At 71.8% G+C, this 19,092-nt stretch carries 17 protein-coding genes, 1 tRNA gene and 1 pseudogene; 5 read left to right on the plus strand and 14 right to left on the minus strand.

Going from position 1 to position 19,092, the window contains the following annotated elements:
- Window positions 1-88: 88 nt before the first annotated feature.
- Together mctP and H4W31_RS40950 are read right to left on the minus strand one after the other, a co-directional pair.
- Window positions 89-1,762 carry a monocarboxylate uptake permease MctP gene (gene mctP / locus H4W31_RS40945; protein WP_192771495.1) on the minus strand — a complete coding sequence of 558 codons (1,674 nt, stop codon included), beginning with the start codon at window positions 1,760-1,762 and terminating at the stop codon, window positions 89-91.
- A gap of 6 nt (window positions 1,763-1,768) precedes the next feature.
- Window positions 1,769-2,011 (minus strand): DUF3311 domain-containing protein, encoded by a 243-nt coding sequence (locus H4W31_RS40950; RefSeq protein ID WP_192771496.1) that lies wholly within the window; start codon window positions 2,009-2,011, stop codon window positions 1,769-1,771.
- A 318-nt stretch (window positions 2,012-2,329) separates the two neighbouring features.
- Here H4W31_RS40950 and H4W31_RS40955 point away from each other — a divergent pair, with 318 nt between their 5' ends.
- Complete coding sequence (locus H4W31_RS40955; RefSeq protein ID WP_192771497.1) at window positions 2,330-3,208, plus strand: alpha/beta fold hydrolase; 879 nt, start codon at window positions 2,330-2,332, stop codon at window positions 3,206-3,208.
- Between the two features lie 28 nt (window positions 3,209-3,236).
- Here the strand turns inward: H4W31_RS40955 and H4W31_RS40960 are convergent, their stop codons facing one another.
- From H4W31_RS40960 to H4W31_RS40980, 5 genes are all read right to left on the minus strand, one after another.
- Window positions 3,237-4,433 carry a bifunctional RNase H/acid phosphatase gene (locus tag H4W31_RS40960; protein WP_192771498.1) on the minus strand — a complete coding sequence of 399 codons (1,197 nt, stop codon included), beginning with the start codon at window positions 4,431-4,433 and terminating at the stop codon, window positions 3,237-3,239.
- A gap of 33 nt (window positions 4,434-4,466) precedes the next feature.
- Window positions 4,467-5,207, minus strand: coding sequence for a zinc ribbon domain-containing protein (locus H4W31_RS40965; RefSeq protein ID WP_192771499.1), 741 nt, complete (start codon window positions 5,205-5,207; stop codon window positions 4,467-4,469).
- Window positions 5,204-6,115, minus strand: coding sequence for a Nif3-like dinuclear metal center hexameric protein (locus H4W31_RS40970; protein ID WP_192771500.1), 912 nt, complete (start codon window positions 6,113-6,115; stop codon window positions 5,204-5,206). The genes H4W31_RS40965 and H4W31_RS40970 overlap by 4 nt, the downstream gene beginning before the upstream one ends.
- Window positions 6,116-6,230: 115 nt before the next feature.
- The gene (locus tag H4W31_RS40975; protein WP_318783681.1) at window positions 6,231-6,800 is read right to left on the minus strand and encodes a flavoprotein; all 570 of its coding nucleotides are present in this window, start codon (window positions 6,798-6,800) and stop codon (window positions 6,231-6,233) included.
- Window positions 6,801-6,822: 22 nt separating this feature from the next.
- Window positions 6,823-8,055 (minus strand): helix-turn-helix domain-containing protein, encoded by a 1,233-nt coding sequence (locus tag H4W31_RS40980; protein ID WP_192771501.1) that lies wholly within the window; start codon window positions 8,053-8,055, stop codon window positions 6,823-6,825.
- Window positions 8,056-8,296: 241 nt separating this feature from the next.
- On the opposite strand from H4W31_RS40980, the gene H4W31_RS40985 reads away from it, so the two are divergent.
- Window positions 8,297-8,977 (plus strand): bifunctional DNA primase/polymerase, encoded by a 681-nt coding sequence (locus tag H4W31_RS40985; RefSeq protein WP_192772791.1) that lies wholly within the window; start codon window positions 8,297-8,299, stop codon window positions 8,975-8,977.
- Window positions 8,978-9,171: 194 nt separating this feature from the next.
- A complete protein-coding gene (locus H4W31_RS40990) occupies window positions 9,172-9,426 on the plus strand; it encodes a DUF3040 domain-containing protein (protein ID WP_192771502.1) in 255 nt (84 codons plus the stop codon).
- A 35-nt stretch (window positions 9,427-9,461) separates the two neighbouring features.
- Here H4W31_RS40990 and H4W31_RS40995 read toward each other — a convergent pair whose 3' ends face one another.
- Together H4W31_RS40995 and H4W31_RS41000 are read right to left on the minus strand one after the other, a co-directional pair.
- On the minus strand, window positions 9,462-10,487 hold the full coding sequence (locus H4W31_RS40995) for an SWIM zinc finger family protein (protein ID WP_192771503.1): 1,026 nt from the start codon (window positions 10,485-10,487) through the stop codon (window positions 9,462-9,464).
- Window positions 10,484-13,795, minus strand: a complete 3,312-nt coding sequence (locus H4W31_RS41000; RefSeq protein WP_192772792.1) for an SNF2-related protein — start codon at window positions 13,793-13,795, stop codon at window positions 10,484-10,486. The genes H4W31_RS40995 and H4W31_RS41000 overlap by 4 nt, the downstream gene beginning before the upstream one ends.
- A 264-nt stretch (window positions 13,796-14,059) precedes the next feature.
- Between H4W31_RS41000 and H4W31_RS41005 the strand changes: the two genes are divergently transcribed.
- Together H4W31_RS41005 and H4W31_RS41010 are read left to right on the plus strand one after the other, a co-directional pair.
- Window positions 14,060-14,383 carry a zinc ribbon domain-containing protein gene (locus H4W31_RS41005; RefSeq protein ID WP_192771504.1) on the plus strand — a complete coding sequence of 108 codons (324 nt, stop codon included), beginning with the start codon at window positions 14,060-14,062 and terminating at the stop codon, window positions 14,381-14,383.
- Window positions 14,384-14,440: 57 nt separating this feature from the next.
- Window positions 14,441-14,647, plus strand: coding sequence for a hypothetical protein (locus H4W31_RS41010; RefSeq protein WP_192771505.1), 207 nt, complete (start codon window positions 14,441-14,443; stop codon window positions 14,645-14,647).
- Window positions 14,648-14,811: 164 nt separating this feature from the next.
- Here the strand turns inward: H4W31_RS41010 and H4W31_RS41015 are convergent, their stop codons facing one another.
- The 5 genes and pseudogenes from H4W31_RS41015 to H4W31_RS41035 form a co-directional block, all read right to left on the minus strand.
- The gene (locus tag H4W31_RS41015) at window positions 14,812-15,543 is read right to left on the minus strand and encodes a DUF4142 domain-containing protein (protein ID WP_318783682.1); all 732 of its coding nucleotides are present in this window, start codon (window positions 15,541-15,543) and stop codon (window positions 14,812-14,814) included.
- Window positions 15,544-15,787: 244 nt separating this feature from the next.
- Window positions 15,788-15,859, minus strand: a tRNA-Val gene (locus tag H4W31_RS41020).
- A gap of 92 nt (window positions 15,860-15,951) precedes the next feature.
- Window positions 15,952-16,416, minus strand: a complete 465-nt coding sequence (locus H4W31_RS41025) for a peroxiredoxin (RefSeq protein ID WP_192771506.1) — start codon at window positions 16,414-16,416, stop codon at window positions 15,952-15,954.
- Window positions 16,417-16,554: 138 nt separating this feature from the next.
- Complete coding sequence (locus H4W31_RS41030) at window positions 16,555-16,992, minus strand: DUF3052 domain-containing protein (RefSeq protein WP_192771507.1); 438 nt, start codon at window positions 16,990-16,992, stop codon at window positions 16,555-16,557.
- Between the two features lie 112 nt (window positions 16,993-17,104).
- Window positions 17,105-19,075 (minus strand): annotated as a pseudogene (locus H4W31_RS41035) (transketolase C-terminal domain-containing protein); the annotation flags it as partial.
- Window positions 19,076-19,092: the final 17 nt, after the last annotated feature.

Genomic DNA, 19,092 nt, shown 5'->3' on the forward strand with positions numbered 1-19,092 from the left:
CCGTGATCAGGGAGGCCGTCTCCGGGAGGCGCCGGGACGGTTCCCTGATCACGGGGACCTCGTCGGTGGTTGGTCGTTCGGTTGCGGGTCAGACCTTGGGGGCCGGTTCGGTCGGCTCGGCCACCAACTCGGTCTCCTGCCGGGGACCCGGGACGAGCCTCGGGTCGCCCTCGTCGGCGAAGTAGTCGTCCCGCTCGGTGCCGTCGGCTCCCTCGGTCACCTTCGCGGCCCGCAGGATCAGCGTGACGATCACCGCGACCAGCAGGTTGACCGCGACCGCGACGAGTCCGACGTAGATGGTCTTCGTCGAGCCGTCGAAGCCGAACTTCTCCAGCGGGAAGGCTGACCCGCCGAAGTGCAGCCGCTTCGTCGCCGGGTTGGGGATCTGGTAGAGCATCCACATCCCCAGGCCCATTCCGGCGGCCCAGCCGGCGATCAGCGCGCCACGGTGGAACCAACGGGTGTAGAGGCCCAGCGCGACCGCCGGCAGCGTCTGGAGGATGATGACGCCGCCGATGAGCTGGAGGTCGATCGAGAACTGCGGGTCGAGGAAGACGATGCAGGCGACCGCGCCGACCTTGACCACCAGCGAGGTGATCTTGGAGACGTTAGCCTCCTGCGCCGGTGAGGCGTCCTTGCGCAGGTACTCCTTGTAGATGTTCCGGGTGAACAGGTTCGCGGCGGCGATCGACATGATGGCCGCCGGCACCAGTGCCCCGATCCCGATTGCCGCGAACGCCACCCCGGCGAACCAGCTCGGGAACTGCTGCTCGAACAGCAGCGGCACCACCGTGTTGTTGTCGACGGTGCCCTCGGTCGAGCCGGGCAGTGGGGTGACCCCGGCCGCGATGGCGGCGTACCCGAGCAGGGCGATCAACCCGAGCAGCAGGCTGTACGCCGGCAGCGCCGACATGTTCCGCTTGATCACGTCCCGGCTCCGACTGGCCAGTACGCCGGTCAGGCTGTGCGGGTACAGGAACAGCGCCAGTGCCGAGCCCAGCGCCAGGGTGATGTACTGCAACTGGTTGTTCGCGTTCAGCGTGATGCCGTCGTTCGTGGACGGACTCGCGTCGAACTTCGCGTCCGCCGCGTCGAAGATGCTCCCCCAGCCACCCAGCTTGTACGGCAGGTAGATGATCGCCACCAGGATCACGATGTAGATCAGCGTGTCCTTGACGAACGCGATCAGCGCCGGTGCCCGCAGCCCGGACTGGTACGTGTACGCGGCCAGGATGGCGAAGGCGATGATGATCGGCAGGTGCCGGGCGATGGTGCTCTCCCCGGTCACCCCCATCGTCTTGAGCACCGCCTCGATGCCCACCAGTTGCAGCGCGATGTACGGCATGGTCGCGACGATGCCGGTGATCGCGATGATCAGCGCCAGCGTCGGCGAGTCGAACCGCTTCCGGACGAAGTCGGCCGGGGTGACGAACCCGTGCCGGTGCGACACCGACCAGAGCCGGACCAGCACCAGGAAGACCAGCGGATAGATGATGATCGTGTACGGCACGGCGAAGAACCCGGCCGCGCCGGCCCCGAACAGCAGCGCCGGTACGGCCACGAAGGTGTACGCGGTGTAGAGGTCGCCGCCGACCAGGAACCAGGTGATCCAGCCGCCGAAGCTGCGCCCGCCGAGTCCCCACTCGTCGAGGTGGTTGATGTCCTTCGGCGCCCGCCACCGGGCCGCCACGAAGCCCATTCCGCTGACCAGCAGGAACAGGACCGCGAAGACGATGATCTCAGTGAGATGGTCCCGCCACACCGCCGCTCACCTCCGCTTCTTCGTCATCTGGTAGACCAGCGTCGTGGTGGAGACCCCGAGCAGGATGAAGGCCAGCTGTAGCCAGTAGAAGACCGGAAACCCGAACAGCCGGGGTGAGTCGTAGTTGAACAGCAGCGTGACCAGTGGCACCACGATCGGGATGAAGAGCAGCCAGTTCCACGGACTGTGGTCCTTCGCTCTGGACACCGCCGGGACCGGCGCCGCCTGTGGGGTGTCAGGTTCGCTCATGCCGTCACCTCGCTGCGCTCGGCGCCGTCGTGAGCTGTTCCAGCCCTGGACCGGCTGATTCGCTCGCTTCGCTCGCTCATACCGGAACTCCTCCGGGACTGTCCGTCATGGATCTACATGTGACGCCGGAGGTTAGGGCAGAGTGACGGCCGTCACCTGGCCACCTCGGGACCGTTGCGCCCAACGGCGACCACGGTGCGCCGAATGGTGACCAACGGGACCAACAAGGCCCGCATAGCGGATCTTTCAGATCAAAGAACAGATCGAAGGCCGGCGATAGGCCTTGATCGCCGGTCGGGAGGTTGCCATGCTGACCGGGTGCCGAGATTCCGCTCGTACGACACCACCGAACTGGCGTACCACGTGCTCGGCTCCGGGCCACCGTTGGTCTGCCTGCCCGGGGGGCCGGCCAGAGCGTCGAGCTACCTCGGCGACCTGGGCGGACTGAGCCGGGAACGCACCCTGCTCAAGCTCGATCTGCGCGGCAGCGGCGAGTCGGCTGTGCCGGAGGATCCCGCGAGCTACCGGTGCGACCGGCTCGTGGACGACGTCGAGGCGTACCGGATCCACCTCGGACTGGACCGGATGGACCTGCTGGCCCACTCCGCCGCCGGAAACCTCGCCGAGCTGTACGCGGCCCGGTTCCCCCACCGGCTGGCCCGACTCGTACTGGTCGCGCCCGGCCTGCGGTCGGTCGGGGTGGAGACGGTCGGCTTCGCCGAGGCGGTCGCCGCCCGGTCAACCCAGTGGTGGTACCCGGAGGCGAAGGCGGCGATGGACGCCTGGCAGGAGGCGGCGACCCGGGGCGCGGCACCCGAAGAAATCGCGGCGCACCGCACCGCCGCCGCCCCGTTCGCGTACGGGCGGTGGGACGAGCGGGCCCGGGCACACGTCGAGGCCGAACAGGAGGAGCGGTCCGGACCGGCCTCCGCCGGGTACTACGCCGGGTTCGCCCCGGACGTCGCGGCGGTTCGCGCGGCACTGACCGGACTCGACGCCCCGGTACTGATCGTGGCCGGTGAACTGGACCCCGCGCCGACGCCGCAGGCCGCCGAACTGCTCGCCGCGCTCTTCCCGAAGGCCGAGGTCGCGGTCCAGGACGGCGCCAGCCACTCCCCCTGGATCGACGACCACGGCAGGTTCGTCAAGACCGTGCTCGCCTTCCTCGCCGACGGGCGTCCCGCCGACGAGCGCTGAACTTCACGGGCACCCGGGAGGTCAGGGGTCAGATCCCGGCCAGGTGGGCGGTGTCGTTGACGGTCCGGACCGCCATCCCGCCGTCCGGCCAGATGTCCATGAGGGACAGGCCGGCCGGATCGAGGTAGAGCCGGTGCAGGAAGGCGTCCGTCGCGGCGAGCGCGTCCCGCAGCGCGATCTTCACCGGCGAGACGTGCGAGACCACCACCACCGTCTCCCCCGGGTACGAGTCCAGCAGCTTGGCCATCGCCCGGTTCACCCGGATGGTCACCTCGACGAAGGACTCCCCGCCCGGCGGGGCGACTGCCGGCGAGGCCAGCCAGGCGTCGAGTTCGGCCGGCCACCGCTCGCGTACCTCGGCGAAGGTCCGACCCTCCCAGTCGCCGAAGTCGCACTCGATCAGGTCCGGCTCGACCACCAGCGGTACGCCACCGAGCCCACCGGCGATGATCCCGGCCATCGACGTACACCGGGACAGCGGTGAGCTGACCACGGCGGCGACCGAGGAGACCAGGCCGGCCACCCGGCGGGCCGCCGCCCCGGCCTGGGCCAGGCCACGGTCGGAGAGCGGTACGTCGCCCCGGCCGGAGTACCGGCCCCGCTGGGTGTACTCCGTCTCGCCGTGCCGGAGCAGCAGCAACCGGGTGGCGGTGTCCGACGGTCGCGGCTCCCAGGAACTCTTCGCCGTGGACCCCTGGGCGGCGACCTCGTGGGACTTTGCCCGCCCGCTCGGATCGGCGGGTGCCTCGGCCCCGCCGGACTCGGCCGCCGGCCCGGTGGCGGCGGTGTCCCGGGAGACGCTCGGCACCTTGCCGGCGGCCAGGTCCATCGCCGCGTTGGCGAGCGCGTCGGCGTGCCGGTTCCGCTCCCGGGGAATCCAGGTGTACGACACCGAGTCGAACCGGCGGACCAGGCCGGCCGCCTGGGCGGCGAGCGGCCGGAGCCCGGCGTTCTTGATCTGCCAGCGGCCGGCCATCTGCTCGACGACCAGCTTGGAGTCCATCCGTACCTCGACCCCGGCCGCCCCCGTCTCGCGGGCGGCCTCCAGCCCGGCGATCAGGCCCCGGTACTCCGCGACGTTGTTGGTGGCGACGCCGATCGACTCGGAGCGCTCGGCCAGCACCTCGCCGGTACCGGCGTCCCGGACCACGGCGCCGTAGCCGGCCGGACCGGGGTTGCCCCGCGCGCCGCCGTCCGCCTCCACCACGACCCTACGACCGGGCACCGGTCCCCCCTCGATTCTGGTCATCGACTACGGTCACAGCCCCGACTCGGCGGTACGCACCATGATCCGCCGGCACTCCTCACAGCGCACCACCTCGTCCGGTGCGGCGGCCCGGATCCGGGCCCGGTCCGCGCCGTACAGGTCCAGCCGGCAGCCGCCGCAGCGTCCGCCCTGCATCAGCGCCGCGCCGAGCCCGCCCGAGGTTTCCCGGATCTTGTCGTAGAGCGTCACCAGGTCGGCCGGCAGGTCGTCCGCGAGCGGCTGCCGCGCGCCGACCTTGAACTCCTGCTCCTTGGTGATCTCGGCAAGGGTCTGGTTCCGCCGTTCCTCGGTCTCGGCACGCCGCTCCCGAATCGCCGTGAGCCGCTGTCCGATCCCGTCGAGTACGCCCTGCGCGGTTTCCCGCTGCTCCATCAGCTCCAGCTCGGCGTCCTCCAGCTCGGTCTGCCGCCGGTTGAGCGAGGCCATCTCGTGCTGCAACGCCTCCAGTTCCCGGGCCGGGCCGGAGCCGACCGTCAGCCGCGCCTGGTCCCGGTCCTTGCGGATCCGGACCTGCTCGACGTCCCGTTCCAGCCGGGCGATGTCACGATCCAGGTCGTCCACCGCCACCTGGGCCCGGACCCGCTCGTCCTCCAGCCCGGACAGCTCCCGGGCCTGCGCCTCCAGCTCGGCGTGCTCGGGCAGCGTACGGCGCCGGTGGGCGAGCTGCGCCAGCCCGGTGTCGATCGCCTGTAAGTCGAGCAGACGACGCTGGTCCTTCGGGTCGGCCTTCATCGGCGGGACTCCTTGTCCACTGGAGATGCGGGGGATGCCATGGGAGGTGCGGGATGTACCGCGGGTGCGGAGGAGGCAGCGTGCACCGTCCAGGGGTCGGTGTCCAGATCGGACACCACGGTCTCGACGGGAAGCCGCTTCCGCAGGTGTTCGGCGACGTCGTCCAGCCAGGGCCGCTCCGTCGCCCAGTGGGCGGCGTCCAGCAGGGCCGGCCCGCCGCCGGCGAGGTGCTCGCTGACCGGATGGTGGCGCAGGTCGGCGGTGAGGTACGCGTCGACACCGGCCCGCTCGGCGTCGGCGAGGTAGGAGTCGCCGGCCCCGCCGCTGACCGCCACGGTCCGGACCAGCCGGTCCGGCTCGCCCGCGGCGCGTACGCCCCAGGCGGTGGGCGGCAGCACCTGGGCGGCGTACGCGGCCAGGTCGGCGAGCGTCATCGGGGTGGGCAGCCGGCCGATCCGGCCGATTCCCCGCCCCTGCCCCACCGCCGGGTCGCCCGGGGCGGGCGGAACCAGTGGACGCAGGTCGATCAGGCCCAGTCGGGCGGCCAGCGCGTCGGAGACGCCCGGACTGGCCACGTCGGCGTTGGTGTGCGCGACGTACAGCGCGACGTCGTTCTTGATCAGCTCGTGCACGATCCGGCCCTTGTAGGTGGTGGCGGCCACCGACGAGACGCCACGGAGCAGGAGCGGATGATGCGCCACGATCAGGTCGGCCCGCTGGTCGAGCGCTTCCGCGACGGTCTCGGGCACCACGTCGACAACGCAGCAGACCCGACGTACCGGGGCGGAGGGATCACCGACCACCAGACCCACCCGGTCCCACCCCTGCGCCCAGGCCGGCGGATAACGCTCGTCGAGCGTCGCCACGACGTCGGCCACACTGACCTTCGGAGATCCGGATGCACCCACGGCGGCCCAGCTTACCGGCGATGGCACCACGGTGGCGTCGGCGGCGTCGCTCCGGGCCCCGTCGAGCGTACGGCGACCTCGCTCCGGCCCGCCCCGGCCGCCGTCGGCCGGGAACTCAGCCGAGCTGACCGCTGACCGAGAATCTGCTCCGCAGCGCCGTGACGGCCATCTCCCACGGAAAACTCTCCAGGTGACGCTCGCCCATGCCCGGCGGATGCAGCGGCATGACGTGGTCGCCGAAGAGCACCGTGACGTCCCAGTCCCGGAGGCGGGCGATGCTCTCCCGGAAGGCCGGATGCGCCGCCATCGCGGCGTTCGTGAACGGCATCGCCACGATCGGCAGCCCCTTGCCCAGTCCCTCGACCAGAAGACCGAGGGCGAGCGTGTCGGCGATGCCGGCGGCCCACTTGTTGATCGTGTTGACCGTGGCCGGACAGACGATCATGGCGTCCGCGTCGGGCAGCACGTCCGGATCCCCCGGGTTCTTGTACGTCGACCGCACCGGATGCCCGGTCTGTCGGGTCAACGCCGGTACGTCGGTGAACTTCGTCCCGTCCGGGGTCAGGATGACGCACACGTCCCATCCGTCACGCTGCCCCGAGTCGACCAGCCGGCCGACGTCCCGGGTCACCGGCGAACCGCAGGCGAGCACGTACAGCACCCGTGATCCCGTCGTCTCCGTCACGGGGCAATCCCGCGCAGCGCGGTCATATTCCTACTCCCATGTGCTCAGCCAACTCCGCAAACGGCGCCGGCGGCGCACCCCTTGTGCGACGGAGCACGTTTGACATCACCTCGTGCGCGATCGGCCGGCACCGGATCTCGGACGGAGCGAGCCGGTCGCCGTCGACCAGCGCCTCGCCGGCCTTGTCCAGGTCGCCGATCTGCGCGAACCCCCGGGCCAGGTCCAGCATGTGATGGGCCCGCCGCTCCGGCAGCAGCGCGTTGAACCCGTCCTGCCCCATGATCTTCTGCTCGTGGGTGTCGACCGCCTGCCAGCCCTCGCCGAGTTCCACCGCCGCCGCGGCCCGGTGCAGTTCCAGGTTCGTCGGCCCGAAACTGGTCCAGTAGTGGTTCTGGTCGCTCCCGAGCGCCCCGGCCACCTCCTCGGCGCCGTTCACCAGGTCCCGGACCGTGTTGTTGTCACCCATCCGGGCGGCCGCCATCGCACCCTGCAACAGCAGCATCCCGTAGACCGAGAGCCGCTCCGGGTTCGAGTCGTTGCCGCCGCCCGGCGCGAGCCGGTTGGCGACGCTGACGTTGACCTCCAGCGCCGGCCGGGCCCGGCCGAGCGCCAGCAGCGCGCTGCCGACCCGGTAGGTGGCCACGCCGGCCAGCAGCGGATCGTCGGCCCGCTGCGACACCGCCATCGAGCGATCGGCGGCGAGCCAGGCCAACTCGTACTCGCCCAGCTTGCGCAGCGCCGACGAGGCGATCTGGTACACCTGCCCCAGCAGGTGGGCGGCCGGCTGGGCATCGTCCCCGTTGGCGACGCTGTCCAGCGCCTGCGCGTCCCGGACCAGCTTCGGCAGCGCCCGGGTCAGTACGCCGTACCGGGCGTACTGGAAGGTCAGCCAGGCGTGGTTCACCGACTTGGTCATCTCGGCCAGCGACGGCGGCTGCGGAGTCGTCGCGAAGAACGTACTCATCGAGTCGTAGCGCTCCAGCGCAGAGCGGATCTCCTCCACCTCGACCTCGTCGATGCAGGTGAGGCCGTCGGCCCGGCGTTCGGGCTCCTTGCCGAGCAGCAGCGAGGCGTCGAGCTGCAGGACGTCGGCGATCTCGTACAGCACGGAGAACTTGTCCAACCGGCGTACGCCCCGCTCGACCTTGTCCACCCAGCTCTTCGACTTTCCGAGCCGATCGGCGAAGACCTGCTGCGACATCTTGCGGCGACCGCGCCAGTAGGCGACCCGGCGACCGATCGGCAGCTCATCCACGTCCGCCCCTCCTCTCTGCGTCGACGACGCCTCCGGCGGCCGGAAGAACACCCCGACCAAAGCGTGATGACCTCGTGTCTGTGCTGGTCGCACAGCATGTACGTCACCCCACAGGCGGCCGCTCGTAGCTTTCGATGCAACTTGCGGCTGTCTGACCGGACAAACGACCGCGCCATGACGCCAGTGACGGGCTTCGACCTGCATAACTGGCTGAGATCGTCAATTTAGGGGGTTCGCCATGATGTGGGGAAGAGTCCGTCCGCCCACAGTCCGGCTCAGCCAACTCGACCGGGTCCGGCTGCGCCGGGTCGCCGTCCGCTACGCGGGGCACGGCTGGGACGTCACACCCGGCGCCTGCCTGGCCCGACATCGATTCGTCTGCGGCCGGGCCGGCTGCCCGACCACCGGCTGCCATCCCGCCCTTGAGCAGTGGGAACAGACCGCCACCGCCGATCCGGCCCGGGTCGCCACCTGGTGGCGGATCCGTCCGCACGCGATCCTGCTGGCCACCGGACGGGCCTTCGACGTCCTGGAGGTCCCCGCCTACCTCGGCCGGTACGCGCTGGAACAGGCCCGCCCCCGGCTGTACGGCGCCGTCTCCGGTCAGCTGCGCGGCCCGGTGGCGATCACCCCGGGTGGGCGGTGGATGTTCCTGGTCCGTTCCGGCGAGCCGCTGCGGCCGGAGCTGGACAACTCCCTCTACGTGGTCCGGCACGGCCCCGGCTCGTGGATTCCGGCCCCGCCGACCCGGCTGCCGGAGGGGACGGTCCGCTGGGCCGTCTCGCCGGAGGAGAGCCGGTGGCGGCTGGCCGATCCGTACTGCGTACAGGAGTTGCTCATCGAGGCGCTGGAAGTCGTCACGCCCTCCCTGCCCGCCCCGCTCTTCCCCGCCCACCTGCCGGTCCCACGCCGAGGCTTCTGAGCCGCCCCGGTGGGCCGGGTCCAGGCGGGCGGTCCGGGCCCGGTCGTACGGTCCGACCCCGGTCGTACGGTCCCCGCCCACCTGCCCGGTCCCGACCGACCGCTCGCAGGGCCGGCCAGGAGAAGCGTGAGAGCCGGCCCGGACCGGGTACTCCGGCGGCGGACTGGTAGACGTCTGAGGAGAGGGCCCTGGCCATGCTCAGCAAAGAGGATCAGCGCCGGTTTGACGAGATCACGCACCAGCTCCGCGTAACCGATCCGGAGTTCGTCGCCCGGCTGGGCGACCGGAGCAGGCTCCGCCGTGCCCGACTGATACTCGTGTTGACCTTCGTATTGTGGGCCACGGTACCGGCCCTGGTCGTCCTCGGCGGCTGGCTGGCCGTGGCGATCGCCCCGGCGGTCCTGGTCGCGGCCACCCTGTTGATGTGGCAGGCGCGACGGAACCGGTGAGCCCGGCTGCCCGGTCGCCCGGGTGGCGCTACCGCTCAGCCCTGCTCCGCGCCGAAGCGGAGGTAGGCCCGGCGAAGCCGCTCGGCCAGTCCGGGTCCGCCGATCGCCGCGCCGGGCGGACCGAGCTGGCGCAGCACCAGCTCCGGCTCCGTCGCCAGGGTCGGCCCTCGGGTCGGCAGCGGCACCGGGGCCAGCCAGAACCGGTCGACCATCCCGGACAACGGCTCGGCGGGCAGGTCGGCGAGCGCCAGCTCGGCACCGACCGGAGCCGGCTGCGCCGGGCCCGGCGACGTGGCGGACGGCGCCGATCCGTCGACACCGGACAATGCGGCGCCGGTACGGGCCCGACGGCGGCCACCGGATCGCGCTGTCGCACCGGCCCCGGCAGCCCCGTGCCCGGTACCCGGGTCGGCGCCGGTGTCGCCGCCGCGCAGCTCCCGTAGTCGGGCCAGCAGCCGGGCCCGGTCCCGCCCCCGCCAGTGCAGCAGCTGGAACGGATCCGCGTCGAAGGCCTCGGCGAGCAGATAGAACGTCGCGGCCAGATGCTTGCAGGGCACCGCGAAGTCCGGGCAGTTGCACCGCTGGTCCAGCTCGTTGATCCGGGCCGGAAACAACGGTGCGCCCGCCTCGGTGAAGACCGCCTCCAACTCCGGCGGTACGTCACCGGCGAGCAGCCGCGCGCTGAACAGCGCCTGCGCGGCGAGCAACGTCTCGATCCGGGCCCACACCGGTTCGGCGAACGGGCGCAGTCGGATCGACACCTGGTAGGGCGCGGGCCGGGAACCCTGCACCAGGGCGGTCACCTCGCCGGGCGCCACCTCGAGCGAGAGCACCTGCCCGGCCCGGGCGTACGACCGGCCCCGGGTGAGCCGGGTGCCGAGGGCGAACGACTCGAGTACGTCGAGGAAGCGCCGGGACCACCAGGACTGCCCGATGGCCCCCCGGGCGGTACGCGCCCGCAGTCCACCGGAGACCCGGCGCGGTGGGCCGTACTCGGCGAAGTCGGGCCCGCCGGAGCGCCTCGGCTCGCCCGTGCCGTCGCCCCTGGACTTGCCGGTCACTCCACCACCGCCCCGGTCTCGAGGGCGAAGAGCTGCCGCAGCTCCGATGTCGACAGTTCGGTGAGCCACTGCTCCCCGGTGCCGACGATCCTCGCGGCCAGTCCGCGCTTCTCGGCGATCATCGCCGCGATCTTCTCCTCCACGGTGCCGGCACAGACGAACTTCCGGACCTGTACCGCACGCCGCTGGCCGATCCGGAACGCCCGGTCGGTGGCCTGGTCCTCCACCGCCGGATTCCACCAGCGGTCGACGTGGATGACGTGGTTGGCGGCGGTCAGGGTCAGCCCGGTGCCGCCGGCCTTCAGGGAGAGGATGAACAGCGCCGGACCGTCCTCACCGGCCGCGGTGGACCCGTCCGCCGGCAGACCCTGGAAGCGGGCCACCATCGCGTCCCGGTCCGCCTTGCCGATCCCGCCGTGCAGGTAGAGCACCTCCCGGCCGAACCGGGCGGCCAGGTGCGCCCGGAGCATGCCGCCGAATTCGGCGTACTGGCTGAAGATCAGTGCCTTCTCGCCGGCCGCCAGCACCTCGTCGAGGATCTCCTCCAGCCGGGCGAGCTTGCCGGACCGGCCGGAGAGCGTCGAGCTGTCCCGCAGCAACTGGGCCGGGTGGTTGCAGACCTGTTTCAGCCTGGTCATGGTGGCCAGCACCAACCCGCGCCGCTCGATCCCCTCGCTGGACTCGATCTTGGCCATCATGTCGTCCACCACCGCCTGGTAGAGGGACGCCTGCTCCCGGGTGAGGTTGCAGAGCACCTCCATCTCCAGCTTCTCCGGCAGGTCGGTGATGATCGACTTGTCGGTCTTCACCCGTCGGAGCACGAACGGGCCGGTGATCCGGCGCAGCCGCGCCGCCGCCTCGTCGTCCCCGTGCCGCTCGATCGGCTCGGCGTACCGCTTCTTGAAGGCCGACGCGCCACCGAGCAGGCCGGGATTGGCGAACTCCATGATCGACCACAGGTCGGCCAGGCGGTTCTCGACCGGCGTACCGGTGACCGCCACCCGGTGCCGGGCGGGCAGTGCCCGGACCGCGCCGGCCTGCCGGCTCGCGGCATTCTTGATCGACTGTGCCTCGTCCACCACGATCCGGTGCCAGTCGATCTCGGCCAGCGCGGCCGCGTCCCGGGCCGCCAGCGAGTACGTGGTGAGCACCAGGTCCGCGTCCCGCACCGCCGCGACGAACTCCGCCCCGCGCGGGCGCTCGGCACCATGGTGTACGTGCACCAGCAGCTCCGGTGCGAACCGCGCCGCCTCCCGCTGCCAGTTGCCGACCAGGGACATCGGACAGACCAGCAGGGTCGGACCGGCCTCCGTCGGGTCCCCGGCGATCAGCGCCAACATCATGATCGTCTTACCCAGCCCCATGTCGTCGGCGAGGATGCCGCCGAGGCCGAGTGACTGGAGGAAGCTCAGCCAGGCCAGCCCTCGCCGCTGGTACGGGCGCAGCGTGCCCCGGAAGCCCTCCGGCGCGTCCCGGGGGGTGAGGTGCCGCTCGGCCTGCCCGGCGAGCAGGTCACCGAGCGGGCCGTCGGCACTGACCCCGAGCACCGGCAACGCCTCCGGATCGTCCTGACTGGCCAGGCCGAGCCGGAGCAGGTCGCCGACGGTCAGTTCGCCGCCCGCCCGGAGCAGCTTGAGTCCGGCCGCGAGCCGCTTGGCGTCCAGCTCGACCCACTGGCCACGGAGCCGGACCAGCGGCGTCTTCAGCTTCGCCAGCGCCCGCAGTTCGGTACCGGAGAGCGGCTGGTCGCCCAGCGCCAGCTCCCACTCGTAGTCGACCAGCGCGTCCATCCCCAGCGAGCTGCGCGAGGCAACGGTCCCCGGGGCGGTACGGGTACGCGCCTGCAACCGGGCGCCGAGTCGCGCGCCCGGCCGCTGCCACCAGGAGGGCAGCAGCACCCCGAACCCGGCGGCGTGCAGCACCGGCGCGCCGTCGCGGAGAAACCGGTGTGCCCCCTCGGTATCCAACTCCAGAGCCTCCGGCGCGGCCGTACGCAGCGCGTCGTCCAGCTCCGGCCACAGCCGGCTGGCCCGGCCCAGCTCGGTCAGCAGCGTCTCCTGGGGCGCGGCCAGGTGCCGGGCCAGCGCCCGCAGATCGGCTCGGGCGGTCCAGATCCGGTCCGCCCCGACGACCAGACTCGGCTCGTCGGCGGCCTGGAGGGCGAACTCCACCCGCCAACGGCCGCCCGAGCCGTCGGAGCTGTCTGGGGCGTCAAAGTCGCCCGAGCCGTCGGAGCCGTCGCCCGAGCCGTCGGAGCCGTCCGGGCTTGCTTCCGCCTCGTCGGCCTCGGCCAGGTCGATGATCAGTCCGGTGGCGGCGTCGATCTCCGCCGGGGCGGCCGGCTCGACGAGGCGGAAGCACGCCCGGACCGGACTGCCGGCGGCATCCCGTTGCCAGGCGCGCAACTCGGTGTCGAGCGCGACGAGCGCCTCCGGCCGCGCCGTGAACCCCCGCTGCCGTCCGGTCAGCGCCCGCAGCCAGGCCCGTACGGCGGCGTCGGCGGCGCTGGCCCGACCCGCCCCGATCAGGCGTACTCCCTCCAGGGTGCTCCGGGCGGCGGCGTCGGTGAGCGCGTCCAGCGCGTCCGCGACCGTGGCCGCCGCCGAGCCGCCCGGTACGGCCGCAGCGTCCGACGGTGCGGTGGCATCCGCCCCCGGTGCCTCGGCCGCGGCCCGGGTCACCGGCGGCAGTGCCATGGTGAGCGCGCGGGCCCAGCCGGCGTCCGCGCCGGTCAGCAACGGTCGCCAGACCGCGTCGGCCGACGTGGCGGACCGGCTCGACTGATCGGCGTCGACGCCACGCCGCACCCCGGGCAGGGCCCGTCCCCGGCGTACCAGTTCGACGGCGAACCCGGCCAGCCCGGCGAGATGTCGCAACGACGCCCCGTGCACCGCCCCGGTCACCTCCGGAGCGCCGGGAGCCGCCCCGGCACCGAGCGGTCCCTGCTCGCCGAACGCGATCAGCACGGGCAGCGCGTGGTCGGCGTCGTACTCCAGGACCGGCACCTGCCACCGCGCCAGGGTCACCGGCCCCCGGGCGGGCTCGGCCGGGTCGGTGCGGACCAGCTCCGGCGAGTCGGCGGGGGCGCCGGAGCGGGTGGGCAGGGCGAGCGGGACCGTGTCGGTCGTCGCCTTGGCGGCGAGGTCACCGAGCGCTCCGGTCAGCCCGGGATGCCCGACCGCGAACGGATGTGGCCGGCTCCTGGGCGGGCGACCGGGCCGACGCGGTGGTCGGGCGGGCAGCGTCGAATCCTCACCCCACACCGCGAGCCGGCCGCCGGCCAGCCACACGCCGTGGATGACCAGCACGGACACGTCCCTTCTTCGGCGGCAGGAGTCAACCGGGCGATCCATTTCTAGCATCCCCGCCCGACACCTCGGCGGTTGGACGGGCCGCCGGCCGAGGGAATGTCGGCAGCCGTCCGGCGCCATTCCTACGCCGTCCGGCCGCTCCCTGGCATTTTTCGGCATTACCCCAGTCACGAATCGAACAGTTACGGGCTTCGGGCCGTACTAACAGACAGGATGACGATAGGTATGGATGCGTCGGCATCACGAGGCGAGGCGGTGACCATGGACTTCCCCATCGTGAAGCGAGCCACGCCAGGCCGCTATCTCCTCCGCGGGCTGCTCTCCTGCGGGCCCTGCGACGAGTTGCTGATCCCGTCCTTCTCGTCGAGCGGACGCCGGTACTACGGCTGTCCCCGACGGCAGTGCCCCCGGCCCTGGATACCGGCCGAGCAGACCGAGCAACTCGTCTGGGCGCACTTCGCGTCGACGTACGGGGCAGCCGCCCGTGACGTACCGGGCGACCAGCGGCAGGCGATCCTGACCGCCGTACTCGCCCGGGTCAGCATCGGCGTACGGATCGCCGACCTCCAGTACCACTGGCGCTGAGCACGGGGTACCGGCGAACCGCTGCGCCCGGGGCGCCGACGACGGCAGGATGACTGCATGGAGGGCAGCACGGAGATCGCACTGGTCGGTGGTGCGGCAGACGGCGGCACGGTGACCGTCGACCTCGACGTGCACGGCCGGCCGCCGCTCACCCACCACCATCTGGTCGACGGTCGGCTCGCCAACGCGGAGATCTACGAACTCGAGTCGGTTCTCGGCGACGGGCCACCCTGGCTGTACCGGTGGCGCGGCCCGGCGACCTGAGCGCCTCCGACGGCCGTCCTGCGTCGTCAGGGAGCGACACCGCCCGACGCGGCCGGGTCGCGCCGGCGACCGCCGTGGGCGGGCCCACCGACCGCGGACGCGGACCGGCCCCGGCGGGATCACCCACCGGGGCCGGCTCGGTCGGGCCGGACCTACCGGGGCGGCTACCTGCCGCCGCGGAAGACCCGGATCGTCGCCATGCCGCCCAGCGCCACCGCACCGAGCAGCACCGCCCAGATGACCGTCGTGTTCAGTCCGGTACCGAACTCCGCGTTGGCCTTCGCGTTGGCCACCAGGGAACTGTCCGGCGGCACGGGCATGGCCACCGGGGGCAGTTCCGCGTAACGGACCAGGCCGGTGCTCTCCAGCAGGGTCATGTGGGTCATCACGAAGCCGTTGGCGTCCTCGGCGAGCTTGCGTACGGTCTCGTTCCGGGTGCCCGACCGGACCGCCCCGATGACCGGGAAGATCGCGCCGTGCGCCGCCCGGAGCCGGTCCACGAAGATCCGGTCGAACCGATCACCGGACGCCTTCGCCATCTCGTCGAGCCAGCCCTTCTGCTGGGCGCTCGGCTCGGCGGGCAACTGGACGCCCAGCTTGTTGGCCGCCTCGACGGTCAACTCGTCCAACTTGTCGTGCTGCTTGGCGATCTCGGCGCCGACCTCCCGGACCCGCTGATTCACGCCCTTTTCGGCCGCCATCGTTCCGGCCGGCATCTCCCACAGCCCGGCCAGCCGTACCCCGTTCAACAGGGCCATGTCGGTCGCACCGAGTTGGGTCGGCCCGGCCGGTGCCGCCATGCCCACACCGGGCAACATCAGCAGTCCGACGACGAGGCCAGCCAGGACGGTTGCCGTCCGGCGCGTTGCCTTTACCGCAGATCGGGCCGTGGCCACCTGCTCAACCTCCCAGAGATACAACGCCGAAGTGGCGGGGATATCGGCCAGGACGCTATTGCGCGGCACGGTTATGAGTCAATCTCAACGGGCCGAAGGAAGCGAAGCTTAGGCCACTCTTAAAGGAAACCTATACCGGCGGGTAGCCGTGGACCCGCCACGGCGCCGAGGGGCGACGTGTCGGCCGGAACGGGAAGCGGGGTGCCGGAACACCGGCACCCCGCTGCCACGTCGCTGGAGACGGTGGGCGCGGCAGGTTTCGAACCTGCGACCCCTCGCTTGTAAGGCGAGTGCTCTCCCGCTGAGCTACGCGCCCGGAACGCCCGTCACGGCCACCGGCGGCGGCTAGCTTACCCCGACCACGGGGGTGGGCGTCGACCGACCAACGATCTTGGTCCGGTCGGACGGTCAGCCCGACGCCATGGCAAGCGCCTTCCGCCAGCCCGCCTGGTCGCGCGGTTCGCCGGGCTGGTTCAGCTCGGCGAACCGGACCGTTCCGGTTCTGTCGATCACGAACGTGCCCCGGTTGGCATAACCGGCCGCGTCGTTGAAGACGCCGTACGCCCGGGCCACGGCCCCGTGCGGCCAGAAATCGGCGAGCATCGGGAACTCGTACCCCTCCCGGTCGGCCCACACCTTGTGTGCGAAGACCGAGTCGACGCTGACGGTCAGCACCTGCACGTCGTCGTTCTGGTACTCGTGGAGGTTGTCCCGCAGCTCGGCCAACTCCCCCTGGCAGGTGCCGGTGAAGGCCAACGGGTAGAAGACCAGCAGGACGACCCGCCGGCCCTGGAAGTCGGCCAGCCGTACCTCCTGGTTGTTCTGGTTCTTCATCACGAAGTCCGGCGCCGGGGCACCAACCTCGATCGACATGCGGCTCCTCCTGGTCATGGGGCATCCGCCGGCTGATCATGAGCATCAGCCGACCCGGCCGGGTCCCGCCGGATTTCCGTTACGGGTCCCGCCACGAACCCCGTCCGGGCGGTCGGCGCCCGGACCGTGGTCCGCGGGTTACTTCTTCGCCTTGGCGCCCCGGCGCAGGACCAGCCGTGCGCCGCTCCAGTCCTTGCCGGCGTTCACCGTCGAGGTCTGTTGCAGGCCGGCGGTGGGTGCCGCCTCACTGATCTCGCTCGGCTCGACGTGGCCGTCCCGTCCGGCCTTCGGGGTCAGCAGCCACACCACACCGTTGTCGGCCAGCGGGCTGAGCGTCTCGACGAGCATCTCGAACAGGTCACCGTCGCCGTCCCGGTACCAGAGCAGCACCGCGTCCACGACCTCGTCGGTGTCCTCGTCTACCAGCTCTCCGCAGCGATCGGTCAGGGCGTCGCGGAGATCCTGGTCGACGTCGTCGTCGTACCCCATCTCCATGACGACCATCCCCGGCTCGATGCCGAACCGGTCCGCCAGACTCCGTACGCCGTCGGCGGCCTGACCAGCGGTCGCGCTCACTGTCACGTGCCTCCTCATCTCCACTGCCAGCGGCATCCCATGCGACACCGATAGCGCAAAGTCCACACAGTTGTCCCGCCGCGCGCAAGTGGCGCACCGAGTCGAAGGGAATTTACCGTGCCAGCAGCGTTCGGGCACCCTGGGTAATGGCCTCTTCGGAGACGAGAACCTGACGGGCAGCCGGGCCCAGCGGGACGAAAGTGTCGATTGAGGCAACTCTACGGGCAGAACCGACAAATCCGGCATCGACCAGAGCCGCCACCACCCCCTCGCCGACCCCGCCGGACCGGCGCGTCTCGTCCACGACCAGCACCCGGCCGGTCGCGGAGGCCTCCCGGATGATGTCCGCCACCGGCAGCGGAGCCAGCCAGCGCAGGTCCAGGACCCGGGTACCGACGTCCTCCTCGGCCAGTTTCGCGGCCGCCCGCAGCGACATCCGAACCCCGTTACCGAACGTGATTATCGTGACGTCTTCGGCCGATCCGACGCCGTACACCCGGCCCCGGCCGATCGGCACGTGGCCGGCCGTCCACCCGCCCGGCCCCTGGTAGGGGGCGAGCCACTCGCCGTCGCCGTCGGCGTACAGGTCCCGGGTGTGGTAGAGCGCGATCGGCTCCAGGAACACGCAGACGCTGCCGTCGACCGCCGCACTGGCCAGGCACGAGCGCAGCATCGCCGCGGCGTCGTCGGCCCGCGCCGGCACCGCGAGCACCAGCCCCGGAACATCCCGGAGTACGGCCAGCGAGTTGTCGTTGTGGAAGTGCCCGCCGAACCCCTCCTGGTACGCCAGCCCGGCGATCCGCACCACCATCGGATTGCGGTACGCCCCCCGGGAGAAGTACTGCATCGTGGCCGCCTCGCCCCGCAACTGGTCCTCGGCGTTGTGCAGGTACGCCAGATACTGGATCTCCGGCACCGGCAGCATCCCGCTCAGTCCGGCGCCGAGCCCGAGGCCGAGCACCGACGTCTCGTCCAGCAGCGTGTCGAAGACCCTGGGCGCGCCGAAGCGGTCCCGCAGGCCCTTCGTCACCCCGTACACCCCGCCCTTGACCGCCACGTCCTCGCCGAACACCGTCATGCCCGGATGGTCGAGCAGCCCGTCGGCCAGTGCGGCGTTGATCGTCTGGGCCAGGGTGAGCGGGCCCTCCTGCTCGGGCAACTTGGCGCCGAAGGCGGCCTTGCGGGCGGCGGCTGCCGGCCCGGCGGCCCGTCCGGCGGCGTCGGTGATCTCCTTGGCGACCCGGACCGGCCGCCTCGGCGCGAGCGGCGCCACGATGTCCGCCGCGTGCTCCAGCTTGCGTTCGCCGAGCACCTCCTCGGCGACCTTGCGCACCTGCCAGCCGATCTCGTCGTACCGGGCGATCAGCTCCGCCGGGGTGGCCAGGCCGGCCTCGGCGAGCAGTCTGGCGGTGGCCACCACCGGATCCCGCTCCACGTCCCGGGCGATCTCGGCGGTGGTCCGGTACGCGATCTCCGCGTCCGCGCCGGCGTGACCCATCAACCGCACCGTGGACAGGTGCAGTACGGCCGGCCGCCGGTGCCGGCGTACCCAGGCCGCCGCCTCCACCGCGACGTCGTACGTCTCGACCAGGTCGCAGCCGTCGGCGGAGAAGTACCGGATGCCCGGCTTGGCCCGCAGCGCCTGGGCCACCCAGCCGTCCGGCGACTTCACGCTGATGCCCAGGCCGTTGTCCTCGCAGACGAAGAGCACCGGGATGCGGAGCCCGGTGTGGTCGCACCAGCCGGCGGTGTTGAACGCGGCGACCGCCGTGGCGTGGTTCACCGAGGCATCGCCGAAGGAGCAGACCACGATGGCGTCGGCCGGCCAGGGCGACTCGGCCTCGGCACGCTGCCGGTTCGGGCCGCCGGTCGACCGTCGGCCGATCGGCCGGGCCCGCCCGTCACCCAGCCGGCGCAGCCGCTCGATGGCGAACCCGATGCCCACGGCCCGGGGCAGGTGCGAGGCGATGGTGGAGGTGGTCGGCACGATCGCGAGGGCGGCGTTGCCGAAGACCTTGTGCCGGCCGCCGGCCACCGGCTCTTCGGCCGAGGCCACCACCCCACGCAGTACGTCCCGGGCGGCGCTGATGATCGCGTCCG

Origin of the sequence: Plantactinospora soyae (assembly GCF_014874095.1) — a bacterium.
GTDB classification, from domain to species: Bacteria; Actinomycetota; Actinomycetes; order Mycobacteriales; family Micromonosporaceae; genus Plantactinospora; species Plantactinospora soyae.

Bases quoted from the DNA above. Each gene is read 5' to 3' on its own strand.
- H4W31_RS40990 (WP_192771502.1), top strand. From the start codon at position 9,172: ATGCTCAGCAAAGAGGATCAGCGCCGGTTTGACGAGATCACGCACCAG.
- H4W31_RS41005 (WP_192771504.1), top strand. From the start codon at position 14,060: ATGGACTTCCCCATCGTGAAGCGAGCCACGCCAGGCCGCTATCTCCTC.
- H4W31_RS41010 (WP_192771505.1), top strand. From the start codon at position 14,441: ATGGAGGGCAGCACGGAGATCGCACTGGTCGGTGGTGCGGCAGACGGC.
- H4W31_RS40985 (WP_192772791.1), top strand. From the start codon at position 8,297: ATGTGGGGAAGAGTCCGTCCGCCCACAGTCCGGCTCAGCCAACTCGAC.
- H4W31_RS41025 (WP_192771506.1), bottom strand. From the start codon at position 16,416: ATGTCGATCGAGGTTGGTGCCCCGGCGCCGGACTTCGTGATGAAGAAC.
- H4W31_RS40965 (WP_192771499.1), bottom strand. From the start codon at position 5,207: ATGAAGGCCGACCCGAAGGACCAGCGTCGTCTGCTCGACTTACAGGCG.
- H4W31_RS40950 (WP_192771496.1), bottom strand. From the start codon at position 2,011: ATGAGCGAACCTGACACCCCACAGGCGGCGCCGGTCCCGGCGGTGTCC.